Here is a 15,188-nt window from a genome sequence, read left to right on the forward strand (position 1 = left end):
CACGTGCGATTCTCCTTATAAAGGTGGAAAGACATGACTGGTCCCACTTCAGATGAATTTGTAAATCAAGTGCGTGCCGCTGTCGACATCGTAGACGTTGTAGGAGAGTACGTTCAACTGAGAAAAAGCGGTCGTGCCTTTCTCGGTCTATGTCCGTTTCACTCTGAAAAGAGCCCTTCCTTCAACGTAAATGCAGAGCGACAGTTTTTTCATTGCTTTGGCTGTGGAGCAGGTGGGGATATCTTTTCCTTTTTAATGAAACTGGAGCAATTGACTTTTCCAGAGGCACTGCACAAATTGGCGGAGCGTGCCGGGATATCTGTGCCCCAGCCGCAGCAAGTAGAGGACTCACCTGAAAAACGGATGAAGCATGCGATGCAGGAAGCGCATACGTTCGTTTCACGCCTCTACCACTACGTGCTTACGAAAACCCCTTATGGCGCAGAAGCGATGAAGTATCTCGCCAAGCGCGGAATATCTGAGGCGACAATAGCCGAATACCAAATCGGATTCGCCCCTGATTCCTGGGATTTCGTAACGCAGCAGTTGACAAAGCGGGGATTTTCACAGGAATTGATGGTGGAAGCAGGGCTTTTGGCCAAAAGCGATGCAGGGAAAATCTTTGATCGCTTTCGAGGTCGTATCATGTTTCCGATCCAAGATTCCCAAGGTAACGTCATCGGATTTGGTGGGCGTTTACTGCAAGGATCGAAACCCAATTCCAACCAAAAGTCTCAACCCAAGTATCTGAATAGCCCGGAAAGCCTTTTGTTCAACAAAAGCGCTACGCTGTTTAATCTTCATCGTGCGCGCCCCATTATTAGAAAGAGAAAAGAGGCGCTGTTGTTTGAAGGGTATGTCGATGTCATATCGGCATGGCAGGCGGGTTTTATGCAAGGTATTGCCACTTTGGGAACAGCCTTGACGGAGCAGCAGGCCAGAATTCTTCGTCGCAATACGGAGTCAGTCGTACTTTGTTATGACGGAGATGCTGCAGGACAAGAAGCAACGAGCAAAGCGATTCACGTTTTGCAGCAAGCCGGTTTGATCGTTCGAGTCGCTCCACTTCCACAAGGAGTGGACCCGGATGATTACATCCGCCAGCATGGGGCTGAAGCATTTTCCCAGCAAGTATTGTTACAGGCGATGCCAATTACGGCTTTCCGTCTGAAACATTTACGCAGTCAGTTCGTAATAAAAGATGAGACGGACAAAGCTCGCTTAATCGCAAAGGCGGTCGAGATCATCAACGAGCTCGGCAGCCCTGTGGAACGGGACATGTATCAACGGCAATTGGCAGAAGAATACTCCCTGACTCTCGGTGATCTCAAATGGGAGTCCAAGCGCGCATACAATCAGCAAAAAAGTGAGCGCCAAAGGGATAAAGTGACGCCAGCATGGAATAATAGTATAAATAATGGCAAAGTTACGCTCGCGAAAACACTGCCACCCGCTTATCACACGGCTGAGCGCATGCTACTTTATTACATGATGCGGAATGAAGAAATAGCCGCCCGCGTCCAACAGGAATGCAGCGCCCACTTTCAGGTGGATGAACACGTTGCGTTAGCTGCCTACTTGTACGCCTACTATGCAGAGGGAAACCCGGAAGACCCTGGAAAGTTTATACATTATGTGCAAGACGATTTGTTAAAGCAATTAGCCTCGGGATTGGCCATGATGGAGTGCAACAACGACGTATCTGAATTAGAGATCGGTGACTACATCAAACAAGTGAATAACTACCCGAAGCGTGCCGAGTTGGAACGATTGCGCGATGAGCAGCGGAGCTTACACCTCCAAGCGGCCGCAGCGGACAGCGAGGATGCGCGCAAACAACTTGAACTTCAAGCAGCCGTTACAGGGATGAAGATTCTTGAATTGGAAAATGCTTTAAAAGAAGGGTAGCTTCAGATCATTCCCGGGGAAGGAGGGAAAGCAGATGAACAAGCAAAATATCACTTCCGACATGGAAGCAACGTCCATCGAACAAGTGAAGGAACAGTTGGTCGAATTAGGCAAGAAACGCGGCGCACTGTCGTATAAGGAGATTACTGCTCGCCTGGCAGGTTTCGAGCAGGATTCTGATCAAATGGATGAGTTTTTTGAATATCTTGGTGATCAAGGCATTGAAATTAACAACAATGAGAATGAAGATGACGATGATGAAGTCGATCAAATGATCATCAAGGATGAGGACAACGAAGAATTTGATTTTGACGATCTCTCCGTTCCGCCTGGAATCAAGATCAATGACCCTGTACGGATGTATCTGAAGGAAATTGGTCGAGTTCCTCTGCTCTCCGCAGAAGAGGAGATTAAACTGGCACAGCGAATTGAACAAGGTGATGAGGAAGCAAAAAGACGTCTGGCAGAGGCGAACTTGCGATTGGTGGTATCGATTGCGAAGCGTTATGTAGGACGCGGTATGCTGTTCCTCGACTTGATTCAAGAAGGGAACATGGGTCTGATTAAAGCGGTGGAAAAGTTTGACTATCGCAAGGGCTATAAGTTCAGTACGTATGCAACCTGGTGGATTCGCCAAGCGATTACCCGTGCAATTGCAGACCAAGCTAGAACGATCCGGATCCCGGTTCATATGGTGGAAACGATCAATAAGTTAATCCGTGTTTCCCGTCAGCTTCTCCAAGAACTAGGCCGTGAGCCTATGCCAGAAGAAATCGCTGAAAAAATGGATCTCACTCCTGAAAAAGTTCGAGAAATCATGAAGATTGCCCAAGAACCAGTATCCCTAGAGACTCCAATTGGGGAAGAAGACGATTCCCACTTAGGTGATTTCATTGAGGATCAGGATGCATTGGAGCCATCTGATGCAGCTGCTTATGAACTTTTGAAAGAACAGCTGGAAGACGTTTTGGATACATTAACAGACCGGGAAGAAAACGTACTGCGTCTGCGTTTTGGATTAGATGACGGACGTACTCGGACGTTAGAAGAGGTAGGAAAAGTGTTTGGCGTAACCCGTGAACGGATTCGTCAGATCGAAGCAAAAGCTCTTCGCAAATTGCGTCATCCGAGTAGAAGTAAACGCTTAAAAGATTTCTTGGAATAACCGATATAAGAAGTATGTGGCCTACGTTAGCCGACGTAGGCTTTTCTTATTCATGAAGGTAAACATTTTTTGCCGTAGTTAGGAGGGGCCGCGTTGGACGACCAGCGCAAGCGCACGATCATCGCCGAAATTGAAAACTGGCGGCGCAACCATTTACTGCCTGAACATTACTGCATCTTCTTGTTAAATCTATATACAGAAGGGGATCGGCCAAATACACCGGCGTCCGCAGGCGGGAATGAGCGAATGGGAACGGCACCGGGTGTGCTGTCAGGAAAAGTTAATTCATCATCAGTCAAGAATACATATGCACCTAGAACTGTCTCTCCAGTGACGGGGAAAATGGTAGTGGCATGGCTCCTTGGTGCCTTTGTCATTGCTGGTTTGATCTTACTTGCTTTTCATTTTAACCGTTTTCAAATCCCAATGCAAATTACCATCTTTGCCTGTTTCGCTCTTGTTTTCTATATTATGGGATTCGCTTATCGGAGATCAGCCCCGCCATTGACGCATTTATTCTTGGCTTTGTCTTTTGTGATCTTGATAGCGGGAGGCGTTTATTGTATCCAAAAATTGGATGGAAGCTTGCCGTTTGTCCTGTTTTATTTAGGCTTCGTTTGCATGTTACTGTGCATCAGTGCAATTGTTTTCGGTTATGCTTATTTGCTTTATGCAGGGTTGCTCGGATTGGCCATCTTGTACGGAATTACAACCGTTCATCGGGTAGGGATGGATTATACATGGTGGACGTCAGAGTTGTACTGGGTTCCACTGGCGTGCTTACTCACAGGTATGGGCTTCTTGATGAACAAGGCTAATACGAAATGGGCAGGAGTATTTGCCGTATGCGGACTTGCCTTTTTCTTTGGTGCAGAGATACAGGCTCTATATATTCCAGCAGCGAAGAGGGATATGATTCAATTGCTGTTGTTCATTAAGGTGTTCATCGCGTCAGCTTTGTTCTTCTTCACGCGTGGATACTGGTATGCGTGGTTGCGACTGTAGAACGCTTGCCTGACTTCTCGTTTTCCTCTCCCTCTTTATCTGTTACAATTTCAGAAGAGAGTAAACGGGGTGAATAAATGGACAACAAGTGGAAAGTATTAATCGGTATTTTGCTGGCGGCTATTTTTCTGGGTGGAGAAACAGCAGCGAAGCTCATGGGAGTAAATACATACAGCATCGGATACATAGCAGCCTCCGTATCTTTTTTGGGAGCCATTTTATTAGGAACACGCCGATCATAGGCGTGTGTTTTTTTTTTGAGAAATTCCCACATGAGTCCAAAATCGTGGTGTATAATGGTAAGAGTATTCTGAACAAACGCTCAGTCAAAATTGTGTGTTTCTTGATAGTTCTTTACTAAAGCGTTTTCAAGGGGGCGACGATTATGAACTTCGATTTGACTTCAGAACAACAAATGTTGAAAAAAATGATACGCGAATTCGCTGATGAGGTAGTAGCGCCAGGAGCAGATGAACGCGATCAAACCAAACAATTCCCTGTCGAAATATTCAAGCAGATGAGCGAGCTGAATTTGATGGGTCTTCCCTTCTCTGAGAATTACGGAGGTGCGGGAGCTGATTCCACAAGTTTTGCGATCGTCGTAGAAGAGCTTAGTCGTGCATGTGGCTCTACAGGAATCACGTATTCGGCGCATATTTCGTTAGGTGGTGCTCCGCTGGCTTTGTTTGGTACAGAAGAGCAAAAACTGAACTATTTAAGCAAAATCTGTTCAGGCGAAAGCTTTGGCGCATTTGGCTTGACGGAACCGAATGCAGGCTCTGACGCAGGTGGTACGAGGACAAATGCGGTTCTGGCTGACGGGGAGTGGACGATTAACGGCTCCAAATGCTTCATTACAAATGCCTCCTATGCTTCGTTTCTCGCTTTGACAGCTGTTACTGACAAAGAGCAGGGGTCACGCGGTATTACTGCTTTTATCGTTCCTACAGATGCACCTGGCTTTCAAGTGCTGGCGAACTATGAAAAGCTCGGCTTGCACAGCTCCAATACGACCGAGCTCGTTCTTGAAAATGTCCGGGTGCCAGAGGAAGACATCCTTGGGAAGCGGGGCGAGGGCTTCAAACAGTTCCTCATTACACTTGATGGTGGGCGAATCGGGATCGGAGCTATGGCAGTAGGAATTGCACAGGCTGCCTACGACAAAGCGCTGCAATACTCCAAGCAGCGTACAGCTTTTGGTAATTCCTTGAGTCATTTTCAAGCGATCCAGCACAAGCTGGCGGATATGGCGATGCAAATAGAGCTGGCGAGAACGATGGTGTATAAAGCAGCTTGGCTGAAGGATCATGGTCGCAAATTTACGAAAGAAGCAGCAATGGCAAAATTGTATGCTTCGGAGATTGCCATGTCTGCTACACATCAGGCCATTCAGATTCACGGTGGCTATGGGTATATGCGGGAGTATCAGGTGGAACGATTTTTCCGCGATGCTCGGTTGCTGGAGATCGGCGAGGGTACCTCAGAGATTTTACGTAATGTCATCGCAAGAGAAATCGGGTGCTAGCCTTTCCATGTTGGATAAGAAAGAGCATGACTGCCAGCGAAAACTGACAGCCATGGCTCTTTTTTTGTTTCTTACTTTTTATTGATCGCCAGGTTGCACAGTTGGGAATCCAAATCCACTAGAGATATCGTCTCCTGTAGTAGAGTTAGAGCCACCTTTGATGTCATTTGATGTCGCACGATTTTGTAATTCTACGCGAACATCTTGATAGCTCCAAGATGGATTGGATGCCCAGATTTTTGCAGCCAAACCTGAGATGTGTGGTGTTGCCATGGAGGTTCCGCTGATGGAATTATAGCCTCCGTTATTCCATGTAGACTGAATAGCGCGTCCTGGTGCTGATACTTCCACATCGCGCTCTTGAATCACGTAGTCTCCCGCTTGCCCGCTCTTGCCACGAGAAGAGAAGTCAGCCACCCGGTAAGTTCCGTTTTGTTGAACATTCTCTAACGCTGCAACGGCTACTGTATTCACTAATGCCCCAGGGAAGCCAATGCTATTCACTGTCGGTCCAGAGTTACCTGCTGCAGCCACGACTAATACACCGTTTTGGTTTGCATAAGTGATGGCACTATCCATTAGGGCACTCTTTCTGCTAGAGCCAAGGGACATAGAGACGATCGTTTTCACGCCCAATTGAGCGGACTGGTCAGCAGCGTAACGAATTGCATAGGCAATGTCATCCTCATAGCCGGAGCCTGAGTCATCCAATACTTTATATGCCCATAGCTTTGAATCTGGTGCTACACCATAAATACCTGCGCCATCGCCGCCGTTAGCGAGAACAGTTCCAGCGACGTGTGTTCCATGGCCATGCGCATCATTGCAAGCACCGGTAACAACAGGAGAAGCTTGCGTGAAATCGTTGCACTGCTCTGCGTTAGCGACTAGGTCCGGGTGCTGCGTAAACACGCCAGTATCTAAGACTGCAACACGAACATCTGAACCTCCAGTCGTAGCGGAGAGGGACTGGTTCTTATAGATCGCTTTAATTCCCCATGGAACGACTGCTGCAGGAGAGAACTCTAGCTCGTTTGCCTGATCTTCTTCTATATACTCAGCGATCTTTAATTTTTGCAACACGGTAATTTTTACATTGGGATCGCTTTTCAGTTGGTCAAGTTGATCACTATTTACATCGAGGGTAAAGCCGTCTTCACCAAAATCATGACGCACTTCCAGAGGTTCAGCAAAAAAACCGTTCCGCACATCTGAATCTGACTGAATTAATACCCGTGCAGTACCCAATTCACTGAATTCATTGGTTGAATCATTACTGGCTGTCCCTACACCTGTGAAGACACTCATCACTAGCGCCGAAGAGAGTAAACCCATTGCCCACCACTTGCCGGTTCTTTTTTTCAAACTGTTCTCCTCCTTAAATATATTTAGTTTGTGTAGTTCATGATGTGCATGGAGTTAATATACATATTTGTAAAAAATTTGTAAATATTTATTTATTAAAATAAAGTTCACAATTTGGTAAAAATTAAGTTAAATTACATGAAATACCAAAAACAATGTCATACTTAAAAAACTTTGCTTGTTATTCCGAACACTCCATCCAACGAAATGGCCACTCGTAAGCCTCCCGACTACTAGCCAAGGGTCCCCCTTAGTTGCATTGTCCCTGCTGGGCGTAACAGCGGGGATTTTGTCGTTCTTTGCTGATCATCTGTTAAGGAATTAGCATTTCGCAATTGCTGCCAAATAGGGTAGAATAGAGGCAACGGAAGGTGAATATACAGATGACATCAGTATCAATATCCAAGCGGCTACAAAAGATAGCCCGCTATTGTCCACAAGGAGCCCGCGTCGCCGACATCGGGTCGGATCATGCGTTGTTGGCTTCTTATTTGCTTGTAAAAGGAATGGCTTCCTTCGTGATCGCAGGCGAATTGAATGAAGGGCCGTTTCAAGCAGCACAAAAACAAATACATACATTGCAGGTGAAAGATCGCGCTTCAGTGCGTAAAGGAAACGGGCTTGCAGTTTTACAACCTGGCGAAGCAGATGTGATCTGCATTGCAGGGATGGGCGGACAATTAATCGTTTCCATTTTGGAAGCAGGAAAAGACAAGCTGGAAGGTGTGCAACGCTTGATTCTGCAACCAAACGTAGGGGAAGAAGCGGTTCGCTTGTGGATGATAGAAAATGATTGGCAGTTAATCGCGGAGTCCATTTTGCAAGAGGACGGCGTGATATATGAGATTCTTGTCGCAGAACGAGGCAATCCTACCTTGCCATATGAGGGCAAAGAGCGTACACAGGAAGAGCTTTTGCGAATTGGTCCATTTCTTTGGGATGAAAAATCAGAGGTTTTACAAGAGAAGTGGCTGCACGAACAAGAAAAATGGCAAAAGGTTATTGTTCAATTAAATCGTTCGGACAAGCCGGAAGCAGCAGAACGAATTAAAGAAATCGAAGCAGAAGTAAACTGGATGGATGAGGTGATTGCATGCTTGCGCACGGACAAACAGTAATTCAATATGTAGAACGACTGGCGCCAAAATCGTTGGCGATGGAAGGCGACAAGATTGGCCTTCATGTAGGCACCTTGCAAAAAAAGGTAAAAAAAGTAATGGTAGCATTAGATGTGCTGGAATCTGTGGTCGATGAAGCCATTGCCGAGGGTGTAGATCTGATTGTGGCTCACCACGCCGTCATCTATCGACCGCTCAAACACCTCCGGACGGATATCGCCGCAGGACGTGTGTTCGAAAAGCTGATTAAGCACGACATTGCGGTATACACTGCCCATACCAATTTGGATGTTGCGTATGGAGGAATGAACGATTGGCTTGCAGAAGCGGTTGGACTCACGGACGTAGATATACTGGATGTTCTTTCCCAAGAGGCTTGGAAGAAGCTCGTCGTATTCGTTCCCGCTACCCATAAGGAAGCAGTGTTTTCCGCTCTTGCAGAAGCGGGGGCTGGGCATGTAGGCAACTATAGCCACTGTTCTTTTCAGAGCGAAGGCACGGGAACCTTTTTGCCAGGGGAAGGAACGAATCCCCATATCGGTTCGACTGGCAAGCTAGAAAAAGCGAAGGAAGTTCGCATCGAGATGATTGTTCCCGCATCAAGGCAATCGGCTGTGGTCAAAGCAATGCTTGCTGCCCATCCCTATGAAGAAGTCGCGTATGACATCATTCTTCTGGAGCAGTCTGGTACTGTATACGGAATTGGGCGAATCGGTAAGCTGCCCGCGCCACTGACGCTGCGTGAGTTTGCTTTACTCGTAAAAGAACGATTTTCCCTCCAAGGTCTTCGCGTGGTTGGTGACCTGGATGCGACAGTCAAAAAAGTAGCGGTAGTAGGTGGAGACGGTAGCTCTTTTGTTTCCAAAGCTATTTTTAAAGGCGCGGATGTTTATTTGACTGGAGATATTGGATATCACACCGCACACGATGCGCAGGCAGAAGGCTTGTCGATCGTAGATGCTGGTCACAATATCGAAAAAATCATGAAGGAAAAGCTAGCAACCATCTTGCTGGAACAATTGCAGGCAAATGGTTACGAAACAGAGGTTATTCCTTCGCGCATGCACACAGATCCATTCCAGTTTGTTTAAAACGTAGCCGGTTCACCTTTATGTTGGCTGGCAGATGAAGTGTAGGAGGATTTTATGTGCAAAAACTAATCCGGACGATTTCTTGTGGATTACTGACGTTAAGCTTACTCACCCCCGGCGTCGCATCAGCAGCTGGGGGCTTATTGCCATACAATGACATCAACAAGCACTGGGCGAAAAACGCAATCGTTCAAGGTGTGCAGCTTGGTTTGTTTGAGGCAGGTCCAAATGTTCCAAAGTTTTACCCAAATCGTGACATGACGCGTGCGGAATTTCTCGTCATGATCGATCGTCTCTATTACGGTGGGCAGTATCATATTTATCCGCTTACCTTCCTATCTGAGCACTCGGAGTGGTCGCGAGCAGAAGGTTTTCAGGAACCGTATTTGCCTTATAAAGATGTCGATCGTCTGACGTGGATGTACAAGCCAACGCTGCGCATCTCTACAATCTTGGACAGACTGTACGGCCCGAATGCGATTCAGTACATTTTTCCTGGTGAGATGATGAAGCCGAATCAGCCGATCACCAACGAAGAAGCTGCCAAGATATTGCAAATGTTCACTATGTCTCCAGATAGTAAAAATGCTTGGGAAGAAGTACGTTCCTGGGGATGGCTAGAGGGAGAAAAAGCGGATCGGGTGAAGCGGGGAGATGCTGCTGTCGCAGCTGATCGCATGGTGAGCTATTTCCTTCAGGATGGAATCATGCCTCTCTTGGATTACGATGGGAAAAAGTTCCCGATGGTTCCGGATGTCGAAGAGGTATTGCCTTTATTCGCAACCTATACAGATCCCAAAACAACAGATGAACAGATTTATGTAGATGCGGCTGCCGCTATTCGCAGTAGAAATGATAGTGAAGAGACATTTGAACAGTTACGCAAGCTGGCGGATTCCTCCTTCCCCAATCAAGTCGGTGTTCACTATTTATTGAGCTGGAATCCTGAAACACCGATTGAAACCAATCTGGAGGAAGCAATTCTTGCTATCGACGCTTACTTCGAAGACAAAATCATTCTCCCAGACACACTCGGGCTATTGAGTGCCAATGTGTACGATATTGCCTTGCAGCTAGGGAACAAGGATCAAAGCCAATATGAAAAAGTGCTCGACCGACTCAGTGCGTATGAACAAAAAGTGAAGCAAGACTCCAAAGAATGGGAATCGCTCGCCACATATCTGGGGGCACTGGAAATCAGGAGTGATCAGGTAGACCTGGCGTTAGCACGTTACAAGCGATTTGCAGACAGGAGTCCAGAAGCATTGTTGAATACATCTTATTATTATTTGCAGGAAGGACGAATGCAGGAAGCAGAAGAAGTTCTTGCTGCGATGAAACCGAAGGCGTCAGACAGCAGAATGAATCAGCTGCACAAATTGTTGCGTCAAGAGTTTGCATCTTTAAAAGATCAGCCAGCTATTATTTCTGATTTGGGATACTCGTTGCGCCAGTTGGACAATGCCGCCACCTACCAAGTGAAAGGTGAAGCGGTGTTGAGTGGATTGACGTTCTCTTACACGCAGGATATTAATAAGGAAAAACAAATAAGCAGAATATCCGGCTTTTATCAATCTCCGCAAAAACTAATATCAGACAAGCTGCTCTCCTATACAGATGGGAAAACAAACACGCAATACTCATACGATACGGATCGGCAGACATGGGATAAGAATAGAACTGACAAAGTTGACTTTTTGCACGAGTGGGTTGGTGGTGTCAAGGTAGCCGATCGTGCCAAGGAGCTTCATGCACGCTACTATAAGCAATCATACGGGAAGTACGATGTCATTACGGAGTGGATTCCGGGTTCTATGCTGGTAGAGAAATCAAAGAAGGTTGCGCTCGGACAAGGAAAAGTAAAGGACGTTCCTCTGTTTATGAACAAGTACTATATTGATCGGGCTAGCGACCAAATTGTTAAGCATACGTGGCGTTATGAAGAAATTTATGAAGGCGACAGCTATGTAGCCTATTCGGGTACCGACAATTACGACTTTACAAGCAATGTTACATTCTCGATACCTGATGATGTTCGAAAAGGGGTGGCGCCATGAAACGAATTAGTCAATGGGCAATAGCAACTGTCCTGCTACTCACAGCTGTTCTTCCCGTACAAGCTGCAGAGTATCCTTATGAGGAAACAGAAGAAGTGTTCCTGCACGTCATGGAGAGCCACTTGAGCAAGCCTGCTGCCAAACAATTGGTAAAAGGAGCTCTAGAGGAGATCAGTGAGCAGGCCGAACAGAAAAAACAGCTTCAGTTCAAAGTTTCAGAAGAAGATGATACTTGGGACGAGTTGGAATTGAGGCTGGCAGAATGGCAGAAGAAAGGCGGGTTTGATACGCCGACGATGAACACTTGGGCGATTGATGGAATGCTCTCCACGCTCAATGACCCGCACAGCGTATTTTTTACTCAAGATGAATTGCGTCTGTTCCAATCTGACGTTGAAAATCAATTTGTTGGATTTGGCTTTCGGCTGCGGCTGCAAAAAGATCATATTATCATCCGTGAAATCGTTCCGAACTCTCCAGCAGCAGCATCTTCCTTGCAACGAGGTGATCAATTGATCAAAGTCAATGAGACCTCGATGGTCGGAAAGACTTTTGAAGAAGCATATGCATATTTGAAAGGCAACGAAGGGACCGAAGCCGTTCTTACCGTGTATCGTCCATCCGACAAACGGGAGCACCAGGTGAAGCTGAAGCGTGCTTTCATGACCCTGCCGGAAGCGGAAGGACAGATGTTTACAGGCTCGATTGGCTATATCAGTCTTGAAACATTCGGATCTGAAGGAGCCATCCAGGTAAGAGATAAGCTCGCTGAACTTTCCCGTTTGCAAAAACCGTTGTCCGGATTGGTGTTAGACCTGCGGGATAATGGCGGGGGATACTTGTCCACAGCGCGGGACATCGCGAGTCTCTTTATGGAAGAAGGCTTGCTCATGTACACCACAAATCGCAATGGGGTAGAGGTTGAGACGTGGGTGAGAAATGGGCAAGATATCGGCATTCCTGTGCGAATTTTGGTAAACGGCGGAACAGCTTCTGCATCTGAGTTGCTGGCAGGTGCGCTACGTGATCATGACATCGCTAAACTTGTTGGTACCAAAACATTTGGAAAAGGAAGTGCCCAACAAGTTATTCCGCTGTCAGACGGTGACGCTCTCAAGCTTACACTGAATGAATATTTTACGCCTAAGCATACAGTGGTGAATCACGTAGGACTTCAACCGGATATGGTTGTGGAGGATTATGGCGCACAAGTAGTTGAAGCTCTCCATTCATTGAAGGTCAATACGTGGGAACTGAGTGATGCAGAAGGTGATACAGTCATCAATGGAATTCCTTTCCCTACGGTGGATCCTCTCTTTAAACAAACGCCTCATGGGCTGCAAATACGAGCTGCTGTACTTTCGCATTTGCTGGGTGATCTGTCCATTGGCGAAAAAGATTACGTGGTACTTGCTCCTTATTTGAAAAAGTACCCAACACTAAAACTACTTACGAAAAATGGTGTCAACACCCTCACATTTACTTCATAAGCATGGTCCCCTGGCGCTTCTGGCGAACAGGGGCTTTTTCTTTTTCAGGCGTATACTCGGCAATGGATAATAGAACACTATCAGGTGCGACTATGACCATTACACGACGAGAAGGGTGGCAGCCGGATGAAAAAGGTTATACTTTTCCTGATCGACTCCATGATGCCCGATGTTTTGGAGCGATGCATTGCTGCCAATAAAGCACCGGCGCTTCGGTTTTTCATGGAGCATAGCCAGTACATACCCGATTGTGTCACCGTTTTCCCTACGATGACGGCTTCGATAGATTGTTCCCTCATTACGGGAGTTTACCCCGATCAGCATAAAGTACCGGGGTTAGTGTGGTATGATGCAGAACGCAAAAAGATGGTGAATTATATTAATGGCGCCACTCCCGTACGAAAAATAGGGATTTCAAGCTGTGGCGGAAATGTCCTTTTTGATATGAATGAACGTCATCTTAGCAAGGATGTCAAAACCATTCATGAGGTACTGGAAGAAAACAATCTTGTATCCGGTTCCATCAATGTCATTGCCCATCGCGGACATAAGCAGCATAAGGTGAAAATGCCTCCCTTGCTTGATGCCATCACATCTTTTTCCCTGAGAGAGCATGTGAGTGGTCCAACGATCATGAGTATGGGGACACTGGTGCGCCCGGCGTTATTTCGAACTGTCCCGTGGGATTTCTCCCAATCCGCTCTGGAGGGTTTCGGAATTAATGATACCTATGCAATCAATGTCATGATCGAGGTGATACGCAGCGGTCAGCAGCCACATTTTACGCTAGTCTATCTGCCAGAGAACGATCATAAGCTCCACAATAACCCTGAGGATGCCATACAGCACTTGGCAGATGTGGACAAGCAATTGGCCCGTTTGCTGGATAGCTTCGCATCATGGGAGCAAATGCTGGAGAGAAACGTATGCATTTTGATTAGTGATCATGGACAAACCGTCATCGGAGAAAGTGAAGACCACAATATTTCGCTGGATCATCTCCTGGCGAATTTTTCGATCCATATGCTTGGTACTGACGTAACACCAGAAGTGGAGGTGGTCATTTGCAATAATGAGCGTATGACTTTCTTGTATCCAGTGAATGGAACGGAGCAACTTTCTATTGTCGATGCGGTTAGTATGGAAGAAAGAATTGATTTGATTGCATGGAAAGAGGGTCAGAAGGTAAAGGTGCGTCGGGGCGGAACACAACAGGAGATGTGTTTTTGGCGAAATGGGGAGTATCAAGATGCGTATGGTTCTTCTTGGTCAGTTGAAGGGGACGTTTCAGTGCTGGATGTGCAATATGATGGAGAGCGTCTATCATTTGATACATACCCGGATGCTTTTTCGCGACTATACGGGTCGTTGTTCTCGCAGACAGCTGAGGTGGTAGCTGTTACTGCTGCCAAGAGCTATGAATTTTTATCGGAATGTGCACCCACGCATTTAGGTGGCGGAAGTCACGGATCACTGCATAAGCAAGATTCGCTGATCCCGTTAGTGATTGCAGGTGCTTCGGAGATGTTTCCACTCCCAGCAAGATTGGTCGATGTCAAAGCCTTTATTCTTCGTGAGCTGGGAATTCCGACAGCCTCAAGTCTGCAATTACCGGGACATGATCAGACCAATTGACAGGTAGCAGCTCATAGCGCTCAATATTCCAGTGATGAGAAGCGAAAATATAGTCCAGACGTCGGCGGAAGGCAGGAAGCGTCGGTCTTTTTTCCTGACCTGAGACAAGAGCACAGTCCATAAGGTGTGGAGTAAAAGACACATTACTCGCGTTGAAATCCCCCATTAGGAGTAGTGGGTCTTTTGCGTGTTGCTGTATCAATGCCGACATGAGCTGTAGCTGGGCCAGTCTGCTTACTTGATTTAAGCTGCAATGCGTAACGCAAAGTGTAATCGTACGACCGTATCCTTGGAAGGATGCATACAGGAGGGTTCGTTGCTCTTTTCTGGCTGGCAAAACGATGGCCTCGACATTTTTAAGCGCGTACTTCGATAGTAGTGCATTGCCGTAATATCCGTCACCTATCGCGATCGAAGGGGAGAAGGCCAGGTGATACTGTAATTGATCAGCGAGGTAGTTCGCTTGATATCCATATTTCCCGTTTTGATGGACTTCCTGAAGACCAATGATGTCTGGTTGCAAGTCCTTTAAAGTAAGAGTCATTTCGTTTAAACGTTTTCGCCACCAGAGGTCACGGCCGCTATGAATGTTGTAGCTGACTACACGCACCCTCGTTCACTTCCTTATGTTTTGACGTCATTTTTTAAACTTATTTAGTTTTCCCTATTGCATTAGGTTTTAGTCTATGCTATATTAAAAAACGTCGCCTCTGCTTGAGGGGCGGATGGAATAAAATGCTCCTTGAAAACCGGAATAGAATTAATCTGTGAAATTAAGCTTGTGTTTTACTTGAAGTCAGATTCATCTTCAAACTTTATTGGAGAGTTT

12 protein-coding genes are annotated in these 15,188 nt (G+C 46.5%); 10 read left to right on the top strand and 2 right to left on the bottom strand.

Annotation, left to right across the window (positions count from 1 at the left end):
• Positions 1-33: 33 nt before the first annotated feature.
• From dnaG to C7R93_RS23885, 5 genes are all read left to right on the top strand, one after another.
• Positions 34-1,908 carry a DNA primase gene (gene dnaG, locus C7R93_RS23870; protein ID WP_106841156.1) on the top strand — a complete coding sequence of 625 codons (1,875 nt, stop codon included), beginning with the start codon at positions 34-36 and terminating at the stop codon, positions 1,906-1,908.
• Between the two features lie 34 nt (positions 1,909-1,942).
• Positions 1,943-3,073, top strand: a complete 1,131-nt coding sequence (gene rpoD / locus C7R93_RS23875; protein ID WP_012685780.1) for an RNA polymerase sigma factor RpoD — start codon at positions 1,943-1,945, stop codon at positions 3,071-3,073.
• Between the two features lie 93 nt (positions 3,074-3,166).
• Positions 3,167-4,078, top strand: a complete 912-nt coding sequence (locus C7R93_RS23880; protein WP_106841157.1) for a hypothetical protein — start codon at positions 3,167-3,169, stop codon at positions 4,076-4,078.
• A 77-nt stretch (positions 4,079-4,155) separates the two neighbouring features.
• Positions 4,156-4,320 (top strand): hypothetical protein, encoded by a 165-nt coding sequence (locus C7R93_RS30415; RefSeq protein ID WP_167402498.1) that lies wholly within the window; start codon positions 4,156-4,158, stop codon positions 4,318-4,320.
• A 143-nt stretch (positions 4,321-4,463) separates the two neighbouring features.
• Positions 4,464-5,603 (top strand): acyl-CoA dehydrogenase family protein, encoded by a 1,140-nt coding sequence (locus tag C7R93_RS23885; RefSeq protein WP_106841158.1) that lies wholly within the window; start codon positions 4,464-4,466, stop codon positions 5,601-5,603.
• Positions 5,604-5,681: 78 nt separating this feature from the next.
• Here the strand turns inward: C7R93_RS23885 and C7R93_RS23890 are convergent, their stop codons facing one another.
• Positions 5,682-6,968, bottom strand: a complete 1,287-nt coding sequence (locus C7R93_RS23890) for a S8 family peptidase (RefSeq protein ID WP_106841159.1) — start codon at positions 6,966-6,968, stop codon at positions 5,682-5,684.
• Between the two features lie 383 nt (positions 6,969-7,351).
• Here C7R93_RS23890 and C7R93_RS23895 point away from each other — a divergent pair, with 383 nt between their 5' ends.
• From C7R93_RS23895 to C7R93_RS23915, 5 genes are all read left to right on the top strand, one after another.
• The gene (locus C7R93_RS23895) at positions 7,352-8,086 is read left to right on the top strand and encodes a tRNA (adenine(22)-N(1))-methyltransferase (RefSeq protein WP_106841160.1); all 735 of its coding nucleotides are present in this window, start codon (positions 7,352-7,354) and stop codon (positions 8,084-8,086) included.
• Positions 8,062-9,177: a Nif3-like dinuclear metal center hexameric protein gene (locus C7R93_RS23900; RefSeq protein ID WP_106841161.1), complete on the top strand. Its 1,116-nt coding sequence runs from the start codon at positions 8,062-8,064 to the stop codon at positions 9,175-9,177. Before C7R93_RS23895 ends, C7R93_RS23900 begins: the two co-directional genes overlap by 25 nt.
• A gap of 56 nt (positions 9,178-9,233) precedes the next feature.
• Positions 9,234-11,234, top strand: a complete 2,001-nt coding sequence (locus tag C7R93_RS23905; RefSeq protein ID WP_106841162.1) for an S-layer homology domain-containing protein — start codon at positions 9,234-9,236, stop codon at positions 11,232-11,234.
• The gene (locus tag C7R93_RS23910; RefSeq protein ID WP_106841163.1) at positions 11,231-12,724 is read left to right on the top strand and encodes a S41 family peptidase; all 1,494 of its coding nucleotides are present in this window, start codon (positions 11,231-11,233) and stop codon (positions 12,722-12,724) included. Before C7R93_RS23905 ends, C7R93_RS23910 begins: the two co-directional genes overlap by 4 nt.
• A gap of 126 nt (positions 12,725-12,850) precedes the next feature.
• A complete protein-coding gene (locus C7R93_RS23915) occupies positions 12,851-14,359 on the top strand; it encodes an alkaline phosphatase family protein (RefSeq protein ID WP_106841164.1) in 1,509 nt (502 codons plus the stop codon).
• Here C7R93_RS23915 and C7R93_RS23920 read toward each other — a convergent pair.
• Positions 14,289-14,969, bottom strand: coding sequence for an endonuclease/exonuclease/phosphatase family protein (locus C7R93_RS23920; RefSeq protein WP_106841165.1), 681 nt, complete (start codon positions 14,967-14,969; stop codon positions 14,289-14,291). The genes C7R93_RS23915 and C7R93_RS23920 overlap by 71 nt on opposite strands.
• Positions 14,970-15,188: the final 219 nt, after the last annotated feature.

This window comes from Brevibacillus fortis, assembly GCF_003013395.1.
In the GTDB taxonomy this organism is placed as follows: domain Bacteria; phylum Bacillota; class Bacilli; order Brevibacillales; family Brevibacillaceae; genus Brevibacillus; species Brevibacillus fortis.

Excerpts from the sequence above, each read along its gene's own strand:
- rpoD (WP_012685780.1), top strand. The coding sequence starts at position 1,943 with ATGAACAAGCAAAATATCACTTCCGACATGGAAGCAACGTCCATCGAA.
- C7R93_RS30415 (WP_167402498.1), top strand. The coding sequence starts at position 4,156 with ATGGACAACAAGTGGAAAGTATTAATCGGTATTTTGCTGGCGGCTATT.
- C7R93_RS23895 (WP_106841160.1), top strand. The coding sequence starts at position 7,352 with ATGACATCAGTATCAATATCCAAGCGGCTACAAAAGATAGCCCGCTAT.
- C7R93_RS23910 (WP_106841163.1), top strand. The coding sequence starts at position 11,231 with ATGAAACGAATTAGTCAATGGGCAATAGCAACTGTCCTGCTACTCACA.
- C7R93_RS23915 (WP_106841164.1), top strand. The coding sequence starts at position 12,851 with ATGAAAAAGGTTATACTTTTCCTGATCGACTCCATGATGCCCGATGTT.
- dnaG (WP_106841156.1), top strand. The coding sequence starts at position 34 with ATGACTGGTCCCACTTCAGATGAATTTGTAAATCAAGTGCGTGCCGCT.
- C7R93_RS23900 (WP_106841161.1), top strand. The coding sequence starts at position 8,062 with ATGCTTGCGCACGGACAAACAGTAATTCAATATGTAGAACGACTGGCG.
- C7R93_RS23885 (WP_106841158.1), top strand. The coding sequence starts at position 4,464 with ATGAACTTCGATTTGACTTCAGAACAACAAATGTTGAAAAAAATGATA.